Below are 6358 nucleotides of genomic sequence, written 5' to 3'. Positions count from 1 at the left end.
GGTCGGGCGGGTTGACGAGGTCGCGGCCGTCGTCGCGCATCTGCTCTCCGACGACGCGTCGTTCGTCAACGGCGCGACGGTGCCGGTCGATGGCGGCCGCGCGGCGCTCGGCCTCGACCCGGAGGCTCCCGCCTGACCTGCTACATGTCGGCGGGATCCAGCACCCGGCGCACCTCGACGAGGTCCAGGGCCGCCTCCGGGAGCAGCGCCGCGATCTCCGTCGCCCGCTCCACGCTCGCGCAGTCGACCAGGTAGAAGCCGGCCAGTACCTCCTTGGCCTCGGTGAACGGGCCGTCGGTGACCGCCGGCACGCCGTCGCGCACCCGCACCGTCCGGGCGGCCTCGACGGTGAGCCCATTTGACGCGACGTACTCGCCGGACTCGATCAGCCGCTCGGTCAGCTCGCGATGCGCGCGCATGTGGTCGTCGCCGGCCTTGGCGCCGTCGTAGATGCGTTGCCAGGTCTCGTCGTTGCCGTAGATCAACAGCATGTACTTCACGAGCGGCAGCATAGGCCCGCGGCGGCCTTTCTAGACTGGATCTCGTGGCGCGGCCGAACAGCACGGTGGTGGTGATCGTCGGCGACGACGCGGGCCGGGTGGTGGCCGGGCTCGACGGGCTGGCGAATGTCCGCGCCGTCCCGCGGGCTCCCGGCGACGATGCCGGCCGGCGGGTCCGCACGGCCGTCGCCCAGTCGCACGCCGCCTACGTCGTGCACGACGTCGACCCCCTCGCCGACGTTGGCGCCGCCTGGGCGGGATTCTTCGACGGCACCGCGCCGGCCGGGACCCTCGAGGTCGCGGTCGAGGCGGCGCTTCAGTCGCTGCGCACCGAGGCCACCGCGCTGCCCGACTACTACATCGTGCTCGACCCCGACGCGCTCCCGGAGACCCGGCGCCACTGGTGGTTCGGGGTGCTCGCGGGCGCCTCGCCGAACCGCGTCGTGCCGGCCGCCGCCGACGTCGCGACCGTCCGCGGCACGATCGCCGGGCTGCGCTCCGGCCGCTGGTGGCCGGACCCGCCGGACGAGTGGTTGCACGGCCTCGGCCGGGTCGTCCCCGACCGCGCCGTCCTCTCCACCGGCTGACCCCGCCGCCGTCCGCCCCGCGGCGACGCCACTGCCCCCTCCCGCACCCCTCCTCAGAAGTTGATCTTGGAGTAACCGTGGGATCAAACGGGCATTTCGCCCCGCAACACCCCGGTTACTCCAAGATCAACTCGGTGGTGGGCGATGAGTGGACGGATTGACAAATCAAACTGTCAATTACACGATGGGGTCATGGCCGCGATCACGTACCTCGAGGAGCCCGGTGAGGTGCGGGTCGCGCTCGCCCCGCCGCGCCGCGAGCTGCTGACCCGGCTGCGCGAGCCGGCGTCGGCCACGCAGCTGGCGGCGGCGCTCGGGCTCCCGCGGCAGCGGGTCAACTACCACCTGCGGGTGCTCGAGGCGGCCGGGCTGGTCGAGCTGGTCGAGGAGCGGAAGCGCCGCGGCTGCGTCGAACGGATCCTGCGGGCCAAGCCGGGCGCGGTCGTCGTCGATCCCGCCGTCATGTCCGCCGACGACGAGCGGTCGCGGTTCGCCCGGCTCCAGGACCAGTACGCCGCCGAGCACCTGGTGAGTGTCGCGGCCGACGCGGTCCGCGACGTCGCGCGCATGCAGGCCAAGGCCGACGCGTCCGGCAAGCGGCTGCTCACGTTCACCATCGAGGCCGAGGTCCGGTTCGCCGCGCCCGGCGACGTGCACACCTTCACCGACGAGCTGACGGAGGCGGTGCGGCAGGTGGTCGCGCGCTTCGACACCGAGGGCGGCCGCCCGTATCGGATGGTCGCCGGCGGCTACCCCACCCCACGGGAGGAGACCGATCATGACTGACACCCCGCGCATCGAGGTGACCATCGCCGCACCGATCGACGACGTGTGGCGCGCGCTGCGCGAGAAGGACCGCATCCGGCACTGGCACGGCTGGGACACGCCAGGTCTGGATGACGAGATCGACCTCATCTACTTCCAGAGCTTCACAGAGGACGCGCAGGCGCGCACGCTCGGCGTGCAGGAGGGCGACCAGATCGTCCTCGAACCCGACGGCGACGCCACCAGGGTCACGCTGACCCGGGCGCCGCGCGGCGTCAGCCCCGAGTGGGACGCCTACTACGACGACATCACCGAGGGCTGGACGACGTTCCTGCAGCAGCTGCGCTTCTACCTGGAGCGGCAGCCGGACGCACCGCGCCGCACGGCGTTCTTCGCCGGGACGACGGCCGGCGCGCAGCCGCTACTCGCCGAACTGGGCCTTGGCGACGTCGCGACGCGGCCCGTCGGGTCCGCGTACCGGGCGACGCTGGCCGGCGAGGAGGTCACCGGTGAGGTCTGGTTCCGGTCGGAGCATCAGCTCGGCCTCACCGCCGACGCGTGGGGCGAGGGGCTGCTCGTGATCGCCTTCGTGCCACCTGGCGAGGAGAAGCCGGACGGCTCGGCCATGGCCGTGCTGAGCACCTTCGGCCTCGACGACGCCGCGTACGCCGAGTTGAACGACCGGTGGGCGGCGTGGTGGAGCCCCCGCTACCCGGCGCCGGCCGAACCCCTCCCCGGCACCGAGGCCTGACGGGCACGGTACGCGCGGACCTTGGCGATGCTGCCGCACGACCGGCCGCCCGGGCCGCCCGCCGTCATGAGGCACCAGCGCTTGCTGCCGTTGCGGGTGTGGTCGTAGAACGCCCACCGGCAGTCGGGGCAGGTCTTGAGTCGCCGCCAGGTCCCGTCGCCGACGGCCGCCAGGACCGAGATCAGCAGGTCGCCGGCGATGCCGCCGTCGTGCTGGAACCCCAGCGCCCCGCCGCCGACCCGCGGCCGCACGCCGGTCCGCTCGATCCACCGGTTGACGACGGCGTCCGGGTCGCCGCCGTCGACGACCGCGCGCAGGTCGTCGCGGAGCGCCCGGACGGTGTCGCGTTCGACGGCAGGGACGGCGTGCGCGGCGGCCCAGGCGTCGAAGCGGTCGTCGGGCCGCCGCGTGTCGTTGGGGATCAGCCAGCTGTTCAGCAGCTCGCGGACGGACTCCAGCGCGCCAGGCGCCTCCTGCGCGGCGTTAACCATTCACTCAGTTTACCGGTTGCATCGGCGCGCCGGGCGCTGTTAACTGACGTTCATGATGACCGGTAACGTGGAACGAGAGCTGATGTGGTCGGCGCTGGCCTGGCCCGCCACCGAGCACCTGGTCCTTCACGCGGACGACGACGGCGTGCGGGCCGACGGGATGATCGTCGCGCTGGACGGCCGGCCGACCCGGCTGGCATACACGATCGAGGCCGGCGCGGACTGGACCGTGCGCCGGCTGACCCTGGCGTCGTACGGCGAACCCGGCCTGGTGCTGGAGCGACGCGACGACGGCCGCTGGTTCCACGGCGACGGCGCCGAACGTGCCTACCTGGCCGGCTGTGTCGACGTCGACATCGCGTTGACGCCGTTCACCAACACGCTGCCGATCCGCCGCCTGGGCCTGGAGGTCGGCGAGTCCGCCGACCTCCGGATCGTCTACGTGCAGGTGGACAACGGCCTGACCGCGGACGCGGTGGACCAGCGGTATCTGCGGCTGGGCTCCGAGACCTACCGGTACTCGTCCGGCGACTTCACCGCCGACCTGACGGTGGACGGCGACGGGCTGGTCACGGACTATCCGCACCTGTGGCGGCGGCTGGTCTGACCAGGGCGTCGGCATCCTTCGGCGGCAGCGCGCGGCCCGCGGCGAACTCCGTGTCGAACCCGGCGCGGCCGAGGACGGCGACCGCCGCGGCGGTGACGCGGTCGACGTCGCCGCGTTCGGCCGGCGGCAGCGGCGCACCGGACCCGTCGCGGGCGGCCGCCGCAGCGCCGAGCAGCCGGGCCGCGACGGCGCCGTCGCCGGTCGACGCGAGCACGCCGGCCAGGCCCTCCAGCGCCAGGGCGACGGCGCGCGGGTCGCCGGCCGACCGGGCCGCCGCGAGGCCGTCCAGGTGCAGCGCCCGCGCGGCCTCGGTGTCGCCACGCAGCTCCGCGACGAAGCCCAGCTCGGCCAGGATGAGCGCCGCGCCGAGGTCGCCCTCGATGTCGAGGCACCAGTCCAGCCACGCGCGCAGGTGTCGCTCGGCGTCGTCGAGCCGGCCCTGCCGCCGCGCCGACAGCGCCAGCCCGAGCTCGGCGAACTCCTCGCCTCGTCGGTGCGCGTGCCGGGCGGCGAGGACGCGGGCCCGCTCGTGCAGCTCGTCGGCGGTCGCGAGGTCGCCGCGCAGCAGCGCCACCCGGCCCAGCCCGGCCAGCCGCGACGACAGCTCCGTCGCCAGTCCCAGCTCGGTCGCGATGCGTACGCCCTCCTCGTGCAGGGCGGCCGCGCGGTCGTAGTCGCCGTGGATCTCCGCGCGGCCGGCCAGCGTGTCGGTGACCCGCAGCAGCCCCCAGCGGTCGCCCAGCTCACGGAAGAGCGCGGCCGCCTCCTCGGCCGACCGCAGCCCGGCATCGGCGGACCCGAGCGGCCGGGAGAGGTCGGCGTGCAGGCTGAGCGCGGCCGCCGTACCCCAGCGGTCGCCGAGCCGCCGGAACGTGGTCAGCGCCGCTGCCACGCGCCGGACGTGCACGGACAGGTCGCCGACGCCGGCCAGCCCGAGGCTGAGGAACCAGCGCGCCCACGCCAGCCCGGCCTCGTCGCCGTCGAACCCGGACAGGACGGCGTGGGCCCGCGCCGCCACATCGGGAACGTCGCCGAGCTGGACGGCGAACCCGGCCGCCCAGACGGCCACGCGCGCCCGCAGCCCGGCCGGCGCGGCGCCCTCGACGGCGAGCGCGGCCGCCGCCGACCGCCGGCCCTCGCTCAACCGGCCGCGCAGGAACCAGTACCACCCCAGCGCGTCGACCAGCCGCAGCGCCGGCTCCGCCGCACCGGCCCGGACGGCGTCGTCGTACACGGTGCGCAGGTTGGCCGACTCCGCGTCCAGCACGTCCAGCCAACGCCTCTGGTCTGCGCCGCGCAGCCCCGCGTCGGCCTCGGCCGCGAGGGCCAGCAAGTGGTCGCGGTGCCGCCGCCGGACGGCGTCCAGCTCACCCGCCGCGCACAGCCGCTCGCCCGCATACGCGGCGACGGACTCCAGCGGCCGGTAGCGCGGCCCGGCGGGGGACGGCACGACGGTGAGCAGCGACCGGTCGACCAGCTGGGTCAGGAGTCCGGCGACGGCCGTCGGCGCGACGTCGTCGCCGCCGGCGATGGCCTCGGCCCCGGCGAGGTCGCACCCGTCGGCCGGGACCGCGAGCCGCCGCAGCACCGTCCGTTCCGGCTCGGTGAGCAGCTCCCAGCTCCAGTCGATCACCGCCCGCAGCGTCCGCTGCCGCTCCGGCCCGCCGCGCTGCCCGGCCGCGAGCAGCTCGAAGCGGTGGTCCAGCCGGGCCAGTAGGTCGCGCTCGCCGAGCGCCCGGATCCGGGTCGCGGCCAGCTCCAGCGCCAGCGGTAGCCCGTCGAGGCGGCGGCAGATCTCCGCGACGGTGCCGCGGTCGAGGTCGCGGCCGGGCGCGGCGGCCGCGGCCCGGGTCAGGAACAGCTCGACGGCGTCTGTGCCGGGGTCCAGCGGCGGTACCGCGACGACGACCTCACCGGCCAGGCCGAGCGGCACCTGGCTGGTCGCGAGGATCCGCACCGCCGGCGCCGCCCGCAGCAGCCGCCCGGCGACGTCCGCGACGGCGTCGGCCAGGTGCTCGCAGTTGTCCAGGACCAGGAGCAGCTCGCGGGTGCGGAGCGCGGCGGCCAGCCGGGCGACGGGGTTCGGCCCGGCGTCGGCGCGCACCTGGAGGACGCCGGCGATCAGCTCGGCGACGGCGTCCGGCCCGGTGTCGGCCGGGCGCAGGCCGGCCAGCTCGACCAGCCAGGCACCGTCCCGCAGCGAGGCCGCCGGGTGCCCGGCGACCTCGACGCCCAGCCGGGTCTTGCCGACGCCGCCCGGCCCGGTCAGCGTGACCAGCCGGTGGGCGGCGACCCGCCGCGCGGCGTCCTCGATCGCGGCGGCGCGGCCGACCAGCGGCGTCAGCGAGGCCGGCACGTTGCCCGCTGCGGATTGTGCGGCGGGTCGCGGGCGGTCGCGGCCGCTGCCGGTCAGCGCCGGGTCCTGCGCGAGCACCGCGGCGTGCAGCCGGAGCAGGTCGGGCGACGGGTCGACCCCCAGCTCGTCGGCCAGGCGATCGCGCAGGTCGGCGAGGCTCGCCAGTGCGTCGCCCTGCCGGCCGGCGCCGTAGAGGGCCCGGACGTGCGCCGCCCGCAGCCGCTCCCGTAGCGGCTCCGCACCCACCCACCGCGCCAGCTCACCGGCCAGCGCACCGTACGCCGCGGGCCCACCGCCCGGC

General features: G+C 75.6%; 8 protein-coding genes. 5 read left to right on the top strand and 3 right to left on the bottom strand.

The genetic code is table 11. The features are described from left to right. Positions 1-136 (top strand): SDR family oxidoreductase (locus E1262_RS31880; protein ID WP_132107985.1); only part of this gene is annotated, 136 nt, incomplete at its 5' end. Positions 137-140: 4 nt separating this feature from the next. Here the strand turns inward: E1262_RS31880 and E1262_RS29865 are convergent. Then, a complete protein-coding gene (locus tag E1262_RS29865) occupies positions 141-491 on the bottom strand; it encodes a YciI family protein (protein WP_238993112.1) in 351 nt (116 codons plus the stop codon). A gap of 53 nt (positions 492-544) precedes the next feature. Between E1262_RS29865 and E1262_RS29860 the strand changes: the two genes are divergently transcribed. The 3 genes from E1262_RS29860 (at position 545) to E1262_RS29850 (ending at position 2603) form a co-directional block, all read left to right on the top strand. After that, positions 545-1087 carry a hypothetical protein gene (locus tag E1262_RS29860; RefSeq protein WP_132107983.1) on the top strand — a complete coding sequence of 181 codons (543 nt, stop codon included), beginning with the start codon at positions 545-547 and terminating at the stop codon, positions 1085-1087. A 192-nt stretch (positions 1088-1279) separates the two neighbouring features. Further along, positions 1280-1873: a winged helix-turn-helix domain-containing protein gene (locus E1262_RS29855; RefSeq protein ID WP_203454734.1), complete on the top strand. Its 594-nt coding sequence runs from the start codon at positions 1280-1282 to the stop codon at positions 1871-1873. Further along, positions 1866-2603 carry an SRPBCC family protein gene (locus E1262_RS29850; RefSeq protein WP_132107981.1) on the top strand — a complete coding sequence of 246 codons (738 nt, stop codon included), beginning with the start codon at positions 1866-1868 and terminating at the stop codon, positions 2601-2603. The genes E1262_RS29855 and E1262_RS29850 overlap by 8 nt, the downstream gene beginning before the upstream one ends. Here the strand turns inward: E1262_RS29850 and E1262_RS29845 are convergent. Beyond that, positions 2561-3094: a CGNR zinc finger domain-containing protein gene (locus E1262_RS29845; RefSeq protein WP_132107980.1), complete on the bottom strand. Its 534-nt coding sequence runs from the start codon at positions 3092-3094 to the stop codon at positions 2561-2563. The genes E1262_RS29850 and E1262_RS29845 overlap by 43 nt on opposite strands. 52 nt (positions 3095-3146) lie before the next feature. Here E1262_RS29845 and E1262_RS29840 point away from each other — a divergent pair, with 52 nt between their 5' ends. Then, positions 3147-3701: a putative glycolipid-binding domain-containing protein gene (locus E1262_RS29840; protein ID WP_132107979.1), complete on the top strand. Its 555-nt coding sequence runs from the start codon at positions 3147-3149 to the stop codon at positions 3699-3701. Here the strand turns inward: E1262_RS29840 and E1262_RS29835 are convergent. Then, positions 3664-6358: ATP-binding protein (locus E1262_RS29835; protein WP_132107978.1), on the bottom strand; the 2695-nt coding region annotated here is incomplete at its 5' end. The genes E1262_RS29840 and E1262_RS29835 overlap by 38 nt on opposite strands.

Origin of the sequence: Jiangella aurantiaca (assembly GCF_004349105.1) — a bacterium.
Classification (GTDB): domain Bacteria; phylum Actinomycetota; class Actinomycetes; order Jiangellales; family Jiangellaceae; genus Jiangella; species Jiangella aurantiaca.
This window is presented reverse-complemented; position numbering and strand designations above follow the sequence as displayed.

What these genes read in the sequence shown, in the direction of transcription:
- E1262_RS29845 (WP_132107980.1), bottom strand. Translation starts at nt 3,094, where the DNA reads ATGGTTAACGCCGCGCAGGAGGCGCCTGGCGCGCTGGAGTCCGTCCGC.
- E1262_RS29865 (WP_238993112.1), bottom strand. Translation starts at nt 491, where the DNA reads ATGCTGTTGATCTACGGCAACGACGAGACCTGGCAACGCATCTACGAC.
- E1262_RS29855 (WP_203454734.1), top strand. Translation starts at nt 1,280, where the DNA reads ATGGCCGCGATCACGTACCTCGAGGAGCCCGGTGAGGTGCGGGTCGCG.
- E1262_RS29850 (WP_132107981.1), top strand. Translation starts at nt 1,866, where the DNA reads ATGACTGACACCCCGCGCATCGAGGTGACCATCGCCGCACCGATCGAC.
- E1262_RS29840 (WP_132107979.1), top strand. Translation starts at nt 3,147, where the DNA reads ATGATGACCGGTAACGTGGAACGAGAGCTGATGTGGTCGGCGCTGGCC.